This window comes from Paenibacillus sp. JJ-100, from assembly GCF_948329825.1.
GTDB lineage: Bacteria > Bacillota > Bacilli > Paenibacillales > Paenibacillaceae > Paenibacillus.
Map to the genome: position 1 here is coordinate 603,501 of NZ_CAOJCM010000003.1, position 18,327 is coordinate 621,827.

Consider the following 18,327-nt stretch of genomic DNA (forward strand, 5'->3'; position numbering starts at 1 on the left):
GGCAAGGTAGCTATAATGAACATGATATGTTTAATATAGCTATTTTTTTTGAATATACACTTTTGAAAGATATTTAGGAGGTAGGTTATGAAAGTCCATTCCGTTAGATTTGGAGAAATAGAGGTAGCAGAAGACTCAGTTATTGAATTTGTAAGTGCCATTTTAGGTTTTCAAGAGGAGACCCGATATGTGCTGATCCCGCAGATAGAAGAAAGCCCATTTCAATATATTCAATCGATTACAGATCCAAATCTAACCTTTGTATTAGCTGACCCTTTTCTATTCTGTGCTGAATATGAGTTTAACATTGATGAACGCTGGCAAAAAAAGTTGAATTTGCATAGTCAAGAGGATGTTGATATCAGAGTGATTACAACGGTGCGTTCGTCAACAGACATCTCTATTAACTTGAAGGCGCCCATAGTCATCAATAAAAAAAGCAAGAAAGCCATGCAGATCGTTTTGGAAAATATGGATTACTCAACACGCTATTCGTTGTTAAATGAGCAGCGGGAGGCTAAATAATATGCTGATACTCTCCAGAAACAAAGGACAGAAAATCATAGTCAATGACGATATTGTTATATCTATTTTAGACGTATCGGGAGATCAAGTTCGTATAGGGATTGAAGCCCCATCACATATCAGTATATACAGGGAAGAAATTTACAAAGCGATCCAACAACAAAATGAGATGGCAGCATCACCGTTAAACGACCAAGTGGATCAACTTCTTCAGCAAATTCCGATCTCCAAGAAAAGGTGAAAATTTTTAAAAAATATTTAGATAAACTATAAACATTGTGTGGGATTGTCCGATATATATATTATGGGACGCATTCAAGAGTTTGACGGCCGTAAACGAATGAATGCACCAAATCATGGGTGAAGCAAGGATGCTAATCACCAACACATTCCAAGGAGGAATTTTATCATGCGTATTAACCATAACATCGCTTCTTACAACACACAGCGTCAACTGACTGCTAACAACAATGCACAATCCAAATCCCTGGAGAAATTGTCTTCTGGTTACAGAATCAACCGTGCAGCTGACGATGCTGCAGGTCTGGCAATCTCTGAAAAAATGCGTAACCAAATCCGTGGTCTGGAGCAAGCAAACAAAAACGCTCTCGACGGCATCTCTTTGATCCAAACAGCTGAGGGTGCATTGAACGAAACTCACGCTATGCTGCAACGTATGGGCGAACTTTACACTCAAGCAGCGAACGAAGTGTTGACTTCTGAGGATTCTGCAAAAATTCAGACAGAAATCAGTCAATTGTCGGCTCAAATTGATTCGATTGCTACTCAAACTAAATTTAACACTAAAGGCCTCTTGAATGGTACAGTAGCTGATGTAACATTCCAAGTTGGAGCGAACAAAGGTGACACTATTACTCTGACACTTCAAGCTGCTGATGGTGCATCTCTGGGTATTGATACTTTGACTGCTTTGGATGGTACTAATGGTGTTGCAGCAACCAACCTTGAGTTGGTTCAAAGCGCAATCAATGTGGTTTCTGCTATGCGTTCTGATTTGGGTGCTGTCCAAAACCGTTTGGAGCACACTATCAACAACTTGGGAACGACTGCCGAGAACTTGCAAGCAGCTGAATCTCGTATCCGTGATGTAGATATGGCGAAAGAAATGAGCGAATCTACCAAAACAAATATTCTTCAACAAGCTGCTACTGCAATGTTGGCTCAAGCGAACCAACAACCGCAAGGCGTTCTGCAGTTGCTTCGTTAATCAGTTATTTAACGCAGGAGCCGGCCGGATTTTCCGGTCGGTTTTTTCTATATTTGAACAAGGGGTTGTAATGAATGCGTGTAGAATCATCCGCTGAATTCCCTCTTCGATCTAATGATACGACTATAGTGAATCAAGCTAATGGAGTAAATCCTGTCCAACCGGACAAAGATGAATCCGTTAGTAAACAGCAACTGGATAAGTTAATCGAGGATGGAAATAAAGTTCTACAAAGAATGGACACCCAATTGCGATGGTCTGTGAATAAAGAAAGTAATCAAATGATAGTGAAAGTCATGGATACTCAGACGAACGAAGTATTACGGGAAATACCTCCAGAGAAGTATCTTGAATTAGTCCAAAATTTGTGTGAGCAGGTTGGTTTGTTTTTGGACGAAAGAAAATGAGTCTAAGGGGGGACACAGGTGAGCAATATTAAATTAAGCGGTATGGTTTCTGGATTAGATACAGATACGATTATTAAGCAGTTAATGCAGGTAGAACGGGCCCCGCTTGATAAACTTACCCAACAAAAACAAAAGATCGCTTGGAAACGTGATGAGTACCGTGAGATGAATACGATGTTAACATCTATTCGAAGTTTGGCTGACAAAATGAGATTCTCTACGACGTTTAATAAACAAAGCGCTACAAGCAGTAATACAAGTGTTGTGACTGCGAATGCTTCCTCAACAGCGACAAGTGGGAGCTATGCGATACAGGTAGATAGGCTTGCATCAAGCGCACTAGTTACAGGTGCTACTGTTTCAGTGGACAGCACTAAGTCTTTAGTAACAGCTAATGGCACTATTACTATTGAAGGAGCCAATGGTAAAAGTGTGGATGTTAATATGACTGCTGGAACGACCACTTATGATTCTATTATTAAACAAGTTAATGCTGCTAACGTAGGAGTAACACTGAGCTTCGACAGTATTAATAAAAGGTTTGTGGCGAGCACTTCGGCTACTGGTGAAAGTGCAACAATACTAATCACGGGCAATGGGGCAACAGAACTGGGATTTGCAACAATGGCAAATCCACAAAAGGGTTCAGATGCTTCTGTTCAGGTCAATGGGCAACTGATGACATTTGCCAACAATGCATTTGAGTTAAATGGTGTTCGTTTTGATTTAAAAGGAGTATCAACTAATGCGACTTCAGTAACTGTTGCAAAAGATACAGGGAATATTGTAGATCAGATTAAAAGTTTTGTTGACCAATATAATACCCTAGTTGATAAAGTTAACGAAAAAACCAAAGCAGTTCCAATTCGTAGTTATCTCCCGTTAACCGATGAACAAAAAGAAAACATGAGCGAAAAACAAGTGGAACTTTGGGAAACTAAGGCGAAAACAGGACTATTATATCGGGATGATATTTTAACAGATGCTCTGTCTTCGTTGAGAAGTGCATTAATGAATAAAGTGGATGGTTTAGCTACCATAAGTAATGGTGTGAAAACAGGAATTGATACAATATCCGATATAGGTATAACTTTCAAAAAATATGTGCCAGGCCTAACGGGAGAGTTAGGTAAGCTGGATCTGGATGAAACTAAGCTTAAGGACGCTATTGCAAGTAATCCAGATGGTGTTATGAACCTTTTCACTAAAACATCAACTCTAGACCCCAAAGACAAAAATTATCAAAAAGAAAGTGGTATCGCTGAAAGGTTATACAGCACCCTTAATACGCAGATTAACAAAGTTATGAAACGTATTGGTACTGGAAGGATTTCCGATGCAGCAGATGGTAGTCAATTGGGGGAGCAGATTCGTGGATTAAACAGCAGAATGGATGTTCTCAAGATGAGAATGAAAGTTGCAGAAGACCGCTATTACAAACAATTTACTGCAATGGAATTGGCTTTGCAAAAGCTAAATAGTAAAGGTTCTTGGCTCACTTCCCAATTAGGTCAATAATATGTTGCTGGGAGCTATATTCTTATATTCAACTTTAGTATAAAAGGAGAGATTTTCAATGATAGCATCAAATTATCAACAGCAGTATCTTAAAACCAAGGTGGAAACAGCAAGTCCTGGTGATCTGACCCTCCTTTTATACGAAGAGTTGTATCGGAAATTGAATATGGCCAAATCGCACTTGCAGAAAGAACAGCATATTGAGATGTCTGAGCGAATTGATGGAGCAAGAGCGATCTTGTATGAGTTGCTAGGTACTCTTAACTTTGACTACGCGATTGCTAATGATTTGCGTGATTTGTACCAGTTTTATCTTGGAAAGCTGAATGAGTTTGTGATAAAAAAACAGCCTGATCTGTTAGATCCTGTTATTGAATTTGCAAAGGGTTTTGCGGAGACATGGAAGCAAGCTGTGCAAATTTCAAGAAGTGGAAAAGGGAATTAATATGGAGCGCTACCATACAATGGAGCTTTTGAAAGAAATGTATGAAGAGATCGTGGAGAGTCAGGATGCCAAGCGGTATTTATTGAAGGAGGAGGAGATAGACCTCCTCTTTGATAAGCTGCAATCTATGGTTGACACACCGTATAATTCGAGGGAACTTGTCTTGTTAAGTGAGCTCTCCGTATTAAATAACTCCATCCAATCCCTAATGAAAAAAGGCATGAATCGTATTCAAAAGAATCACGAAATGTCACCAGTTATCTCCAAAAGTTATGAACAGGTATCATATAGTGAGTCTTACTTTTTTGACAAAAAAAACTAACCAGGAGGAAACGTATGAATAGAATTAAAAAAATGCTTGTGATTACATTAATATTTTTATTGGGAATCAGTTCTTTCCCGTTCTCTTCACAAGCATCGACTAACTATGTATCGGCAACAAAAACAGCTAATCCTTCAAGTATTTTAGTAGGTGGGGAAACGGAGGTTACACTGAATATTCAGGGAAGCCCTCCTGTTAACGTAGTAAAGCCTAATGATGTTATTTTGGTCATCGATAAATCAGGCAGTATGGGAACAGAAAAGATGAACAATGCTAAGGCGGCAGCCAAAGGATTTATCGATCTTATGGATTTGTCCAAGCACCAAGTGGGGATCGTTGATTATCAAAGTGGTCCAGGGAACGGTATGGCCCTAACAAATAATGCGCAGTCGGCCAAAAGTTATATTGATACGATTTTCTCGGGAGGTGGTACAGGTACCGCTTCTGCGATTGATAAAGCAAGAGAACTATTGGAGAATCATCGACCGGAAGCACAGCCAGTTATCGTACTTCTAACAGATGGAGACGCTACGCAAGCTGGAGATGGCCTTAACGCTTACCAGTACACACTTAAAAAGGCCGAAGAAGCCAAAAATGCCGGTATCGTCTTTTATACAATCGCATTGCTTGACCAAGGAGTTAATCCAGAAACCAGTGGTCCGAACAAACTTATGAAGGACATGGCGACTACATCCCATCACCATCATTTTGTTCTTGGATCAACCGGTCTTTCTGAAATCTATGCTGCAATTGTAAAAGAGATTGGGTTAGCAAGTGCTTATGATGTGGTGGTTACTGATATAGTTCCTGATAATTTTGAAATTGTTCCAGATTCTTATAATAATAATATACCAAAACCAGTTGTTTCTGGGAATACCCTAACGTGGAATTTTTTAGAATTGAAAAAAGATACCCTCTCTTTCACGTATAAAATCCGCCAAAAAGATGGTGGTACAAATGGTACGTTCCCTGTTACCAAAACGGGATCTTCCATAAAATATAAGGACTACACTGGAGCGAATAAAACACAAAACATGCCATCGGCTAACGTTGAAGTGAAGTATTTACCACCAGTAATTACTTCCGTGACGCCTGAGAAGGGTGCACTTGCTGGGGGAGAAGCAGTAACTATTAAAGGTGAGAACTTCTTGCCCGGCGCTAAAGTATTTTTATTTGGACAATTTGTTGCTGGAGCTACTGTAGTTAACGATAAAGAGATTACTTTAACTACACCTTTTGGTAAACAAGGAGAAGTAGAAGTTAAAGTTGTAAACCCGGACAAACAATCAGCAACAAGTGTATTTAGTTACTATGTGGACCCTGAAGTTACAAGTATGTCACCGAACAATGGACCAGTGGATGGTGGAACTTCAGTTAAAATTTACGGTAAATATTTTATGCCTGGGATTACAGTCAAGTTTGGAGATCAAACTTCTTCTGTGACTTACTATAATGAAGGCTATTTAATTGCGAGAACTCCTGCAACTCAGCAATGGGGTACAGTTGATGTGACACTGGAAAATCCAGATGGAACTTCACTTGTTATTAAAGATGGTTTCACATACGATGAACCACCTAAAATAACTCTAACGGGGATAACACCAGCTGAAGGTCCAACAACTGGGAATCAAGACGTAACTCTGACGGGAACAGAATTTAAAACAGGTATGAAAGTGTATTTCGACTCTGTTGAGGTGCCTGTGAGCAATCTCAGATCCACAGCAACACAGAGTGTAATTATTAAGACACCTGCTTGGAATCAACCAGAGACAGTTGATGTCAAAGTTGTAAGTGCTGATGGAAAGGAAGCGGTACTTTCTAAAGCGTACACTTATATAGCTCCACCTCCTCCCCCAGCACCAGTTATTGATACAGTTTCACCTAACACAACACGTGTTGATCAAAGTATTTTGACTTACATTGATGGAGCAAATTTTGTTCAGGGAGCAAAAGTTGATATCGGTAGTACAAGTGGTATTGAAGCAACGGTACTTTCAGACAAACGTTTGCGAGTACGAACACCTTTAGCTAATGAGGCTGCTTCGGTAGATGTAAGGGTAACAAACCCTGATGGACAATCTGCAGTTAAGACTCAGGCTTTTACATTTGAACCGAAGCCAGAAGAACCAGCTCCAACGATTACGAATGTTACACCAGGTAACAGTGCTATGACAGGAGGGATTCTTGTCTATATTGATGGTTCGAACTTTCAATCAGGTGTTAAGTTGGATTGGATTGAGAGTTACCAAACTACCTCCTTGGATGTCCAGTTTTTAAGCAAAGAAAGAATTAGAATTCGTGTTCCAGCAACCACAGTTCATGGTCCTGTCGATATTAAAGTTACTAATCCAGATGGCAAGGAAGCATTAAAAACAGCTGCATTCACTTATGATGCACCGCCTGTATTTCCTGACCCTGTGCTGACTTCAATTACTCCTAACTCTGGTAATAAATCAGGGGGAGGAATTGTCGATATTTTAGGTGATGAATTTCAAACAGGTTTGAAAGTAACTATAGGCTCTCAAGAAGCACCCTTGTATACGTACGTAGACAAAACCCGTGTACGTGTCAGAGTGCCGGCATCTTTGGTTGCAGAATCGGTTGATGTTATAGTAACGAATCCGGATGGGAAGTCAGTTGTACTACCTAAAGGATACACGTACGAAGAAGCTAAACCTGAAATTACAGGTTTATCTCCGTCCAATGCTCCTTTGGCAGGTGGAACATTAGTGTACATTGACGGAAAATATTTTGAAAGTGGACTTACTATCACTTTTAATGGTTCAACAATCAACTATGATTATTTGAGTAATTCAAGACTGCGTTTTAGAACGCCACAGGGTATCACACCAGGGGCAGTCGATGTTACCGTTACTAACCCTTCTGGGACATCAACTACAACTCAATTTACTTATGATGCTCCGCCTCCTGTCCCTGCGCCTGTTTTAAGATCCCTCTCTCCTGCGAGTGGACCCGTTAGCGGAGGAACCTTGTTATATTTAGATGGTTCGAACTATCAAGTTGGGTCAACGATAAATATTGGTGGAGTGATTTATGATGCAACATTCCTATCTAATACAAGATTAAGAGTTCGTATGCCGAAAGCTGATGCTCCTGGTATGGTAGCTATCAAAGTTATTAATCCAGATGGTCAGGAAAGTGGTACACTTAACTTTGAGTATAAATAATAATAAAGTTAAAATTGGGGAGGAGTCCTTTGGACTCCTTCTTCTTTAATTTCTAAACTAAAGGAGTGGTTACTGTATGCAATTGCCGATCAGTGTATGTATCTTATCCCTGAATGAAGAGGGGGAAATAGGTGACTGTGTTTCCTCAATATCAAGGTGGGTGAGTGAAGTTCTCGTTTTGGATACAGGATCATCTGACAGAACGATAGAAGAAGCGACGTTAGCAGGAGCCGATGTTCATCAAATACATTGGAAGGATGATTTTAGTTATGCACGTAATAAGCTTATCGATCTAGCCAGCTCACCTTATATATTGATGATGGATGCAGACGAGAGGTATGAAGGTGATGGAAGGGACTTGTCAGAATACATTAATACTTCTGTATTACCTGGAAGAGTCAAGATAGTAAATCAATTAGATGGAGAAGAACAGTCAGAAACTTATGTTACAAGGATTTTTGCGAATAATGGAAATTTCAAATACAAGGGTACAGTTCATGAGCAGTTAACGGATGATGGTAAGGCAGTAATCGGAGTTGATACAAACATTCCCTTTTTACACTACGGCTATTTAAGAGAAAAAATTGAAAGTAAAAAGAAAATGGATCGGAATCTCAATTTGCTACTCAACGAATTAGAGCAAAACCCAGAAGACCCTTATATATTATATCAAATAGCAAAAACGCTTTATGTCTCCAAAGATTATTCCCAAGCTTCAATTTATTACAAAAAATCACTGTCTCATATTGATAATGAAAAGTTTGAATATAAATACACACCAAACTTGTTGTTACAGTATCTATACTGCCTACTATATGAAAAGAAATGGGGGCTGTTGCAAAGTATTTTATTAAGAAGTATTGAAAAATACCCTGACTTTACCGATCTATATTATATATATGCATCATGGATTATAGAAGAAAGGAAAGTTGAACTGTTTAATATGTTGCCTGATTTATACGAGAAATGTATAGAAATTGGTGAAGCGGACCCAACAAGGTATGAAACGACAAAGGGTGTAGGAAGCTTCAAAGCTTTATATAATTTAGGACTGTATTATGAAATGGTCGGCAATAAAGAGAAATCCATAAATTGCTATAAATTAAGTAGTGAAATGGACTATTCTGTTGCATCAAAGAGACTTAATATTTTATTAAAATAATATGAGACGAGGAATATATTTATGAAGCATCAAACGATATCCTTATGTATGATTGTCAAGGATGAAGAAAGAACGTTAGAGAGGTGTCTGAACAGTGTTAAGGGGATTGTTGACGAAATAATTATAATAGATACAGGATCGACTGATAATACAGTGGATATTTGTAAGAAGTTCACGACGAAAATCTTTAATTTTGAGTGGAATAGTAATTTCTCAGATGCAAGAAATTATGCTATGAAGCATGCAACATCAGACTATATCTTGTCACTAGATGCTGATGAATATTTAACAGAGCCAAGCAAGCGACTGCTGTTAGAGCCTCTATCTTCTGGTTACTATTTTTTGAGAATTAGAAATATGGTTCGTTCCGGAATTGTTGATACACACTCATTTGTCAGACTGTTTAGAAGAGATGTTGGTTACGTCTATGAGGGAGCTATTCATGAACAAATTAACTATACTCAATTCACAGAGATACAAGGTAGTGACCTTCCTGTCTATATAAATCACGATGGTTATAATAAGGCCATCATTCAGAGCAAAGATAAATTGAACAGAAATATGAAGATTATTGAAGAGGAGTTGAAAATCAACCCAACAGGTTTTGGGTATTTCAACCTGGGAACCCAATATAAGGCTTTAGGGAAAATGGAAAGCGCTATTGAAGCATTTAAAAAATCTTATTCTCTAAGTCCACAAACTTCTTATGCACCTAAGATGATGCTGTTTCTCATGCAATGTTTGTACAATTTAAAGAGGTATGACGAGGCTTTAAAAGTTGCAAAAGACGCAGTTTTATTGTATCCCGAATACACAGATCTTGTATTTGACATTGGTGTGATTTATAAAGAGATGAATTATTGGAAAGACGCAGAAGAATATTTCCTGAAATGCCTAGAGATAGGGGAAGTTACGAATTACCTCTATTCTTCTTTGGAAGGTGTAGGTTCGTACCTAGCGCATGCAAATTTGGCTGAAATCTATATTCAGTTAGATCAACCAGAGCTGGCCCATCAACACATTATAACTAGTTTAACTCAAAATAAGGTTCACTTAGCTTCTTTGAGAATCTTTCTTGAACTTTTTATAAATGCCACTTCAGATGATTTGTTACAGCAACTAAAAGGGATATATACATTGGATTCTGCTGAAGAAGTAAAACTATTGATGCAAGTAATATACCATTTAAGACACCCGCTGTTTACAATACTTGCACAGTATATAAGACAAGATATTGGTGATGAATTAAAAGCATGGATTTCACAAATGAAAGGTGACTTTCAAATAGCACAAAAGTTATGGGCTGAATGTGGGGAAATCACAAATGGAAGCCAGCGCGATTTACTTTTAGTAGCAATCGTTAATGAAGACCTTACGTTTTTCAAACAATTTGATCACGAATTTAACCTCCGATCCAAAGATAAATCTATATTTATCCAAATGATTAACAGAGAAACGATTACAAATATGGACCTAAGTAAAGATATTAAGAAATACATTGAAGATCTCTGCTATGATGTGTTAATGCAACGAAGGTATGATGTAGTTGAGTATCTTATGACTAAGGTGCAAGTTCCAATGATACGCTATCAATTGGCAAAGATGCTTTTTAAGTTCGAATTTTACGAATTAGCATTGGAATGTATTATGGAACCTGAGAAATCAACAGACAAAAATCAGGTGTATCTTTTAGTTGGAGATATTCTTAAAAAGTTAGAGATGTATGGAGATGCCTATCAATACTATAGTCAAGTTAGGTCGAATGAAAATAACTTTGAAGTACTTTATAAAATTTACGACCTGGCAGTTCTAGTTGAAGATAAGGCTACTCAAGAAAAATATATTAAAGCGATGTCCAATATAACTCCGATTAGTGAATGGATCATAAAATTGAAATCACCCCAAACGTCTTTATAAGGAAGTAACTACAAACTAAGACTCATGTGTGTAAGCTGCTTATAAAAAGGAGAGTAATAATAATGAAAGTAGTTATATTGGCTGGAGGTAGAGGTACTAGGATAAGTGAAGAATCCCACTTGAAGCCTAAGCCGATGATTGAAGTTGGTGATGCGCCAATACTGTGGCATATTATGAAAACTTATTCTTCGTTTGGTTATCATGAGTTTATTATCTGTCTTGGTTATAAGGGGTATGTCATCAAAGAATACTTTGCCAACTATTACCGTCATATGTCAGAAGCGATTACGTATGATTTCTCTCTGGGACAAGATAACACGATGAAAGTTCACAGGAATTCAGTAGAACCATGGAAAGTCACTTTGGTAGACACTGGGTTAAATACAATGACGGGTAGTAGGATTAAGAGAATTGAACAATATGTAGGAAATAATTCTTTCATGTTAACGTATGGAGATGGATTGGCTGATATTAATATTGAATCGTTAGTAGAAAACCATAAAAAAAGCGGGAAGTTAGCAACGATCACAGGTGTACAGCCGGATGGGAGGTTTGGTCGTCTGGAGCTGGAAGGAAACACTGTAAACGGATTCACTGAAAAAGTAAAAGGAGACGGTGGTTGGATTAATGGAGGCTTTATGGTCTGTGAGCCAGAAGTTTTTAACTATATTGAAGGTACAGATGATGTGATTTTAGAAAAGGAACCTCTGCAAAACTTGGCTCATAATGGTCAACTTAATGTTTACAAACATCAAGGTTTCTGGCAACCTATGGATACATTACGTGAAAAAATTATGTTAGACGAGCTTTGGAATGGCCATGCCGCCCCATGGAAAGTTTGGTCTGATTAAAATGAATTAGACTATGGAGGGAATATGTTCGAAATTTCATTGAGCAAATATGAATTACAAAAATATGTTCAGCATCAACTAAACAATTTCTATCCAGATAACAGATTTTTAAATGAAGATAAATTTAAAAATTCTATAGATGAAGCACTTGAACGTGCACAGTACTGTTTTCAACATATTTCTCTTTCAGCATATCATCGAGATGGGACAACGTATTTCAACCATTTACACGCAGATCAGTACACCATTTTTTTGTGGTTCCTATCTAATAGTATTTGGAATAAATTTGAGGATAGTGAACTTTCCGCTAAATTATTTAATTTAAATAAGACCTTAAATGGGTTTCTTTGCATGTATGATGCGAAGTTACCCGATATTTTTTTAGTTGTACACGGAAACGGTATTGTTTTAGGGAAAGCAACGTATAGTGATTTTTTAGTATGTTATCAAGGCTCCACTGTAGGTGCCATTGATGGTAAATATCCAAAGTTAGGTAAAGGTGTTGCTTTAGCTCCTGACTCGTCAATAATTGGAAATTGCTCTGTTGGAAACTTGGTCACTATAGGTAATCAATCGCTACTTAGAAACACTAGTATTGATGATCGGTCGTTATACTATCGTCATACTAAGACGGGTGAACATATAGTTCAACCGACTGAAACTCCTTGGGCACAAACGTTCTTTAATGTACCTATTTTATGACATGGAGATGAATTTGAAGAGTGAAAACAATTCTGATTAGTGGTGCAAATGGCTATATTGGTCTTCATATGTCTGCTTTACTAAAAAAAATGAACTTTAAAGTAATTACAGCTACAAGGGATACGGGGGGAGATATAAAGATGGATTATACTGAACCCGCCGAAATAGTAAATATGGAACTTAATAACGTAGATGCTATGATCCATTTTGTTTCGCCCAATGAAAATTTATATTCAGAGGCTCCTCATAAAGCTCTTGCTGAAAATGCTGCTGGTGTCCACGCAGCATTAGTTTTTTGTGAGAAGAATAAAATACCTTCTTTTATATATGTATCAAGTTTCCACGTCTTTGGGAATTCAGAAGGGGAGCTTAACGAAGAAACCCCTATTTCTCCGAGAAATAATTATGGTCTTGCACATTGTACCGCTGAAGAAACTGTGAAGCTTTTTGATAGAACAAACCGGGTAAAAACATGGATTGTTCGTCCCTCCAATGTTTTTGGTATTCCTCAGGACTTAAATAAATTTAAGCGTTGGAATTTAATTCCCTTTTCATTTTGTAAACAAGCTGTTGAAGAAAAACAAATTATTCTTCTTACTAGCGGTAGACAATATCGCAATTTTGTAGGGGTTTCTGATCTGTGTCAGAAAATCTTATGGATTGTGGAGAAAGAGCCTATAAATCGTATTATACATGCTTACGGAACTAGCACTTTAAGCGTTCTAAAGTATGCTGAACTAGTAAAACATATAGCCGAAGAAAAGTTTGGGGTTTCTGTAGATATTATTAAGTCGGAACGTAATGATGAAGTCGTCAACTTTGACTTTACAAGTTTATATAAATCACCTGAGTTATCTCCAAAAGACAGATTAGAGGAATTTGTAACTCTTATGTTGGATCGTTTGCTGGACAGTAAGAAAGAGGAGGAAACATATGAATTGTAATGTATGTGGCGAAAAATGTGTATGGCAAGAAGAGTTCAAGTCTGCTCCCCATAGCGTAATGCAGGGATATGATTCAAATCAACTCATGTTACATGATTTAGAGATTTACAGTTGTACTCATTGTGGACACGCACAAATTCCCAAATATATAAACGATGAGTACTACGACGAATATGCCATGGGAGCCTTCTGGGGTGAAAGTTTCAAAAAAGCTCGAACAGCACAAATGGAGCGCTTAATTAAAATCGCACCTTCATTAAATAAATTTCTTGATATTGGATGTGGTATGGGGCATTATCTGGATCTTGCATCCCCATATTTTGCAGAAATTCATGGTATAGAACCATCTAAATTTGTAATGTCAATAGCCTCAGATAAAGGATATTTTATAAAAAATGATTATTTCCATGAAGGAGTGTATCCTAATACGAGGTTTGATGTGATCACAATTATTGAAGTGTTGGAACATTTGGAAAATCCGTTGGGATTTATAAAAGATGCGGCTAATTTGCTTAATGAGAATGGAATTCTTTTAGTAGAGGTACCAAATGGTCAACGTATTTTCGAAAAGCGGCTGTATAATAATCTTTGCACCGATCATATTCAATACTTTTCTATAAGCAGTCTTACAATTCTAGCCCGTCGTGCTGGATTAAGTATTGTTTGTGCACAAGAATCTTCTGATCCTAATTTACTGGAGATTTTTATGAGGAAGGTTTCGGCTGTAGATGAGACTTTTACTAATAAAAGGAAGAAATCCTTGGATAAAATACGTACTAGAATTTCATTAAATAAAAAAGTAGGAGCATGGGGAGCTGGAGCTGAATCCAGTTGTTTTCTAGCAATGTTAGACGGGAATATTGATATTAGCTGTATATTTGACAATGATGAGAAAAAACAAGGACATTACATTGGGGCAATTCCAATCTTAAAACCTGAGAATGATGTGATTTCTGAATATGAACAGATTATTTTGTTTGCTAATTCACATAAATCTCAAATAGAAGACCAACTTTCAAAAATGGGTTTTAGTGGTGAGTTAGTTACTTTTGAATAGATAGTTCAAACGCAGTAAAGCAGGGAGCGAGCATATGATAATCCTACCAACAACTTTGAATCAAGCTAAATTAATTAAGATCGAACCTATCGAGGATCATAGGGGGTATTTCGCAAGAAGTTTTTGTGAAAATGAGTTAAATGCACATGGAATTGATTTTAGTGTCAAACAAGCTAATATAGCATTCAATAAAAGTGCTGGAACATTAAGAGGAATGCATTTTCAATTACCACCTTATGCTGAAGACAAAATAGTGACTTGTACTAGTGGTGCATTATATGACGTTATTATAGATTTAAATAGAGAAAGTTCTACTTTTGGACAATGGTATGGTGTTAATCTTACATCTGAGAATTGTTTATCCCTGTACGTACCCAAAGGATTTGCGCATGGCTATTTAACCTTGTTGAACGACACATCAATTCATTACATGGTTACAGAAAAATACACTCCTACTCACGAATCAGGGGTTAGATGGGATGACCCTGCATTTAGTATTGATTGGCCGGAAACGGTTAGTAAGATCATCTCTGACAAAGATAACAAATGGACAAACTTCAGTCTTGAAACGGACGGAGTTTAAGGGGGAAGAGAGTTTTGGATAACTCGGCAGCTGAGAAATTACTTCAAATTTTACAAACAGGAAATGAAGGTATAGAGTATCTTGAAAGACATATAGTAGATAATACCCTTGATTTAGTAGATTGGGAATTACTGCAGGATTATTTTGAATTATTGCGTGCGGTAGAAGAGTCTGTGGCTTCCACGTCAAAACCTAATCGTGTTAGCGATATAAACGTTAATATGTTTTTTTATATTGATGAAATGATAGATAACATTAATAATTCTGATTTAAATAGTTTTTGTTATAATTTCCGATTTCACTTTAGTTCGTTATACAGAATTTTGGAGTTTGAAATAGCCTATATTATAGAGGAATATGTCACAAAGAGTGATTATCCTCACTTTTATCCGGATACCCTCAAAGTTGACCATGATAAGGTATCTTTGTTAAGCGGAAATTTCAAATATACGGTGAGCATTGTTTTATTGGCGTATAACAATCTTCAGTATACAAAGGATTGTTTGGACAGTATTTTGTGTCACACTGGAGATGTGAATTATGAACTAATTCTTGTTGATAATGGTTCTACAGATGGCACGAAAGAATATTTTGAATCTATTCCAGGAGCGAAAGTTATCCATTTGAAACAAAATATTCATCTAGTTAAAGGTTTCAATATTGGTTTAATGGCAGCAGAAGGAAAATATTGCGCGGCAGTATGTAATGATTTTATTTTCACATCTAGGTGGCTTGAGAATTTAATCGAGTGTATCGAATCAGATCCTCTAATCGGATTTGCTTCACCTGGTGCAACGTTTATTTCCAACATGCAAAAAATACCAATTCCTTTTATTTCAAAAGAAGATTTTCAAGAAAAAGCAAAACAGTTCAATCATAGTGATCCTTCTAAATGGGAAGAGCGGGTTGTTCTGCTTCCAAATGTGTTGTTCAGTCCTAAAGCGCTACTTGAACAAATTGGATATTATGATACTAGATTCTATCGTGGTGAGTTTCTAGATGATGATATCAGCTTTAAAATCAGACGTGCTGGATATAAATTAGTATATTGCGGGGATACAGTGGTTCATCATTATGGAAGTCTAACAACCGCGGTTGATCATCAGTCAAACTCTATTGAAGAAGGCAGACGAACATTCAGAGAAAAGTACCAGTTAGATGCTTGGGATGATGCCCGAATGGATCCTGCGTATTTGAGTATTAAATCAAGTACCCTATCAAATGTTAACTCAATACTGGGTATTGATGTAAAGTGCGGTGCAACTTTACTTCAAATCAAGAATCGGGTTTGGGCTGAAAATGGAAATAAATCAATATTGACTGTTTTTAATTCGGAAGATAAATATAAAAAAGATCTTCAAACAATAGCTGATAAAGTAATAGGGTTTAAAGGCTATAATGAAATTCCAGAACAATTAATTAACAAAGTTGATCTGGTTTATATTGAAAAACCACTCGATTTATACTCGGATGAGTTGCATGATATTTTCAAATGCCTATCTAAAATTATGAACCCTAATGGGAAGGTTGTTTTTACAACAAATAACAAAGTAAGTATTGAGTCACTATATAATTTGCTAAATGGATCGATATCGATTCATAACAATAAAATATACATCGCCAGCGCTGTTTGTGAAGAGGCGAAGTACCACAATTTCGATCTCATTTCCATTGGGAATTATTCAATTTCCCGTAGTTTGGAAAGCGAAAAAATTATTGAGAATTTGTCTCAATCCTTGTCTAATGGCGCTTCGAGTGAAGTTAAATACATCAGTTCCCTACTAAGTTGCTCACATCGACTTTATCAAATGCAATTAAGATATTAGGCTAAATAAACTGAAAGTGAGACATTTTATATTATGGAGATGCTTATAGATCGAAATTTCTGGAGAGGGAAGCGTGTTTTTGTAACAGGCCATACAGGTTTCAAGGGTAGCTGGCTTTCTTTATGGCTACATAATTTAGGGGCGCATGTTAGCGGTTATTCACTAAATATACCTTCTGATCCTTCCTTGTTCAAACTAGCTAAATTAAATGATATTTTCCAAAATTCTATTATGAATGGTGATATCACGGACTTTGATTTTCTGATGGAATCTATGAAATGTGCTGATCCTGAAATTGTTATTCATATGGCTGCTCAGCCTTTGGTTAGAAAGTCATACGATAATCCGATAGAAACCTATGCAACAAATATTATGGGGACGGCCCATGTTATGGAAGCCGTCAAACATGTTTCATCTGTACAAGTGGTTTTAAATGTCACAACGGATAAATGTTATGATAACCAAGAGTGGCCATGGGGATACCGTGAAACGGATAGTTTAGGAGGGCATGATCCATACTCAAGCAGTAAGGCATGCTCAGAGTTAATTACATCCTCTTACCGTTCTTCCTTTTTTAAGTCACGGGGAATTAAAGTGGCTACTGCTCGTGCTGGGAACGTAATTGGAGGAGGAGACTGGGCCGTAGATCGTTTAATTCCAGATTTAATTAGGGCTTTGAACGGGAATTATGAATTTAAGACTAGGAATCCTCAAGCAACACGCCCGTGGCAGCATGTGCTGGAACCTTTATATGGGTACCTGCTATTATGTCAGAGGGCATATAATGAAGGTGAGCATTTTTCTCAGGCCTGGAATTTTGGTCCTAACGTTACTGACATTAAAACTGTTGACTGGATAATTCAACAGGTTCTTAATCAGTGGCCCTATAAACATCTGGGATATAAGGTGGATACCAATGGAAAAGATGACAAGCATGAAGCAAATGTACTAAAGCTTGATTGTTCGAAAGCTAATATAGAACTCGGTTGGATACAAAGGTTTTCAGTGGAAGAGGCGATTAGTGCTACTGTTAAATGGTACGTGGGTTATCTAAATGGTGAAGATATGAGACTATTATGTGAAAAGCAAATATCTGAGTACGAAGATAGAGCGACATAGCAATAGTACAGGAGAATTTTCTATTAGATTAATAGTATTTGTTTTTATTGGCTTAAAGTAGATGGGTATGATTATCAAGCGACAGGATGCAACATATTCCTCAATCAATCTACAAAAAATACCAATAAAACATTTTCTTTACCAATTGACAATGGATAACTTTAGGTGATATCATCTGAAATGTGGGCTAGGGTCTTCTTGGCCAGAGCTTCACTTCATTTGATGACGAAGGGAATGTTAGTGCATGCAAGGTAAAGTAAAATGGTTCAACGCAGAAAAAGGTTACGGTTTCATTGAGACTGAAGATGGCGGCGACGTATTCGTACACTTCTCCGCAATTCAATCCGAAGGATTCAAAACTTTGGAAGAAGGTCAATCCGTAGAATTCGACATTGTTGAAGGCGCGCGTGGACCTCAAGCCGCTAACGTAATCAAATTATAATCATCCGGACAATCCGACCTACATATATGGTTAGATGGTTACCAAATTGAATTATCGCTAGCATCAGACTCCGGTGATCCGGGGTCTTTTT

The 18,327-nt window shown here is 37.3% G+C and carries 18 protein-coding genes; all 18 read left to right on the plus strand.

All coding sequences use genetic code 11. The features are described 5' to 3' along the window. The first annotated feature begins 87 nt into the window (after window positions 1-87). The 18 genes from fliW (at window position 88) to PQG66_RS15775 (ending at window position 18,236) form a co-directional block, all read left to right on the plus strand. Entirely contained in the window at window positions 88-525 is a 438-nt protein-coding gene (gene fliW / locus PQG66_RS15690) for a flagellar assembly protein FliW (protein WP_272038660.1), read from the plus strand. Between the two features lies 1 nt (window position 526). Then, a complete protein-coding gene (gene csrA, locus PQG66_RS15695; RefSeq protein ID WP_272038661.1) occupies window positions 527-766 on the plus strand; it encodes a carbon storage regulator CsrA in 240 nt (79 codons plus the stop codon). 168 nt (window positions 767-934) lie between these two features. Continuing rightward, the gene (locus PQG66_RS15700) at window positions 935-1,753 is read left to right on the plus strand and encodes a flagellin N-terminal helical domain-containing protein (RefSeq protein ID WP_272038662.1); all 819 of its coding nucleotides are present in this window, start codon (window positions 935-937) and stop codon (window positions 1,751-1,753) included. A 74-nt stretch (window positions 1,754-1,827) separates the two neighbouring features. Beyond that, entirely contained in the window at window positions 1,828-2,160 is a 333-nt protein-coding gene (locus PQG66_RS15705; protein ID WP_272038663.1) for a flagellar protein FlaG, read from the plus strand. An 18-nt stretch (window positions 2,161-2,178) separates the two neighbouring features. Then, window positions 2,179-3,678: a flagellar filament capping protein FliD gene (fliD, locus tag PQG66_RS15710; protein WP_272038664.1), complete on the plus strand. Its 1,500-nt coding sequence runs from the start codon at window positions 2,179-2,181 to the stop codon at window positions 3,676-3,678. A gap of 58 nt (window positions 3,679-3,736) precedes the next feature. Further along, the gene (locus PQG66_RS15715) at window positions 3,737-4,123 is read left to right on the plus strand and encodes a flagellar export chaperone FliS (RefSeq protein WP_272038665.1); all 387 of its coding nucleotides are present in this window, start codon (window positions 3,737-3,739) and stop codon (window positions 4,121-4,123) included. Further along, entirely contained in the window at window positions 4,107-4,445 is a 339-nt protein-coding gene (locus tag PQG66_RS15720) for a hypothetical protein (RefSeq protein WP_272038666.1), read from the plus strand. Before PQG66_RS15715 ends, PQG66_RS15720 begins: the two co-directional genes overlap by 17 nt. 14 nt (window positions 4,446-4,459) lie before the next feature. Beyond that, on the plus strand, window positions 4,460-7,633 hold the full coding sequence (locus PQG66_RS15725; RefSeq protein ID WP_272038667.1) for an IPT/TIG domain-containing protein: 3,174 nt from the start codon (window positions 4,460-4,462) through the stop codon (window positions 7,631-7,633). Window positions 7,634-7,709: 76 nt separating this feature from the next. Beyond that, window positions 7,710-8,795, plus strand: a complete 1,086-nt coding sequence (locus tag PQG66_RS15730) for a glycosyltransferase family 2 protein (protein WP_272038668.1) — start codon at window positions 7,710-7,712, stop codon at window positions 8,793-8,795. Window positions 8,796-8,816: 21 nt separating this feature from the next. After that, a complete protein-coding gene (locus PQG66_RS15735) occupies window positions 8,817-10,712 on the plus strand; it encodes a glycosyltransferase (RefSeq protein WP_272038669.1) in 1,896 nt (631 codons plus the stop codon). Window positions 10,713-10,774: 62 nt separating this feature from the next. Then, entirely contained in the window at window positions 10,775-11,563 is a 789-nt protein-coding gene (gene rfbF, locus PQG66_RS15740; protein WP_272038670.1) for a glucose-1-phosphate cytidylyltransferase, read from the plus strand. Between the two features lie 39 nt (window positions 11,564-11,602). Beyond that, on the plus strand, window positions 11,603-12,265 hold the full coding sequence (locus PQG66_RS15745; protein WP_272038671.1) for a hypothetical protein: 663 nt from the start codon (window positions 11,603-11,605) through the stop codon (window positions 12,263-12,265). 20 nt (window positions 12,266-12,285) lie between these two features. After that, entirely contained in the window at window positions 12,286-13,209 is a 924-nt protein-coding gene (locus tag PQG66_RS15750) for an NAD-dependent epimerase/dehydratase family protein (RefSeq protein ID WP_272038672.1), read from the plus strand. Beyond that, on the plus strand, window positions 13,199-14,266 hold the full coding sequence (locus tag PQG66_RS15755) for a class I SAM-dependent methyltransferase (RefSeq protein ID WP_272038673.1): 1,068 nt from the start codon (window positions 13,199-13,201) through the stop codon (window positions 14,264-14,266). Before PQG66_RS15750 ends, PQG66_RS15755 begins: the two co-directional genes overlap by 11 nt. 55 nt (window positions 14,267-14,321) lie before the next feature. Further along, on the plus strand, window positions 14,322-14,849 hold the full coding sequence (gene rfbC, locus PQG66_RS15760) for a dTDP-4-dehydrorhamnose 3,5-epimerase (protein WP_272038674.1): 528 nt from the start codon (window positions 14,322-14,324) through the stop codon (window positions 14,847-14,849). A 14-nt stretch (window positions 14,850-14,863) separates the two neighbouring features. Continuing rightward, window positions 14,864-16,675 (plus strand): glycosyltransferase family 2 protein, encoded by a 1,812-nt coding sequence (locus tag PQG66_RS15765; protein WP_272038675.1) that lies wholly within the window; start codon window positions 14,864-14,866, stop codon window positions 16,673-16,675. 33 nt (window positions 16,676-16,708) lie between these two features. After that, entirely contained in the window at window positions 16,709-17,794 is a 1,086-nt protein-coding gene (gene rfbG, locus PQG66_RS15770) for a CDP-glucose 4,6-dehydratase (protein ID WP_272038676.1), read from the plus strand. A gap of 244 nt (window positions 17,795-18,038) precedes the next feature. Continuing rightward, on the plus strand, window positions 18,039-18,236 hold the full coding sequence (locus tag PQG66_RS15775; protein ID WP_024631599.1) for a cold shock domain-containing protein: 198 nt from the start codon (window positions 18,039-18,041) through the stop codon (window positions 18,234-18,236). Window positions 18,237-18,327 lie beyond the last annotated feature (91 nt).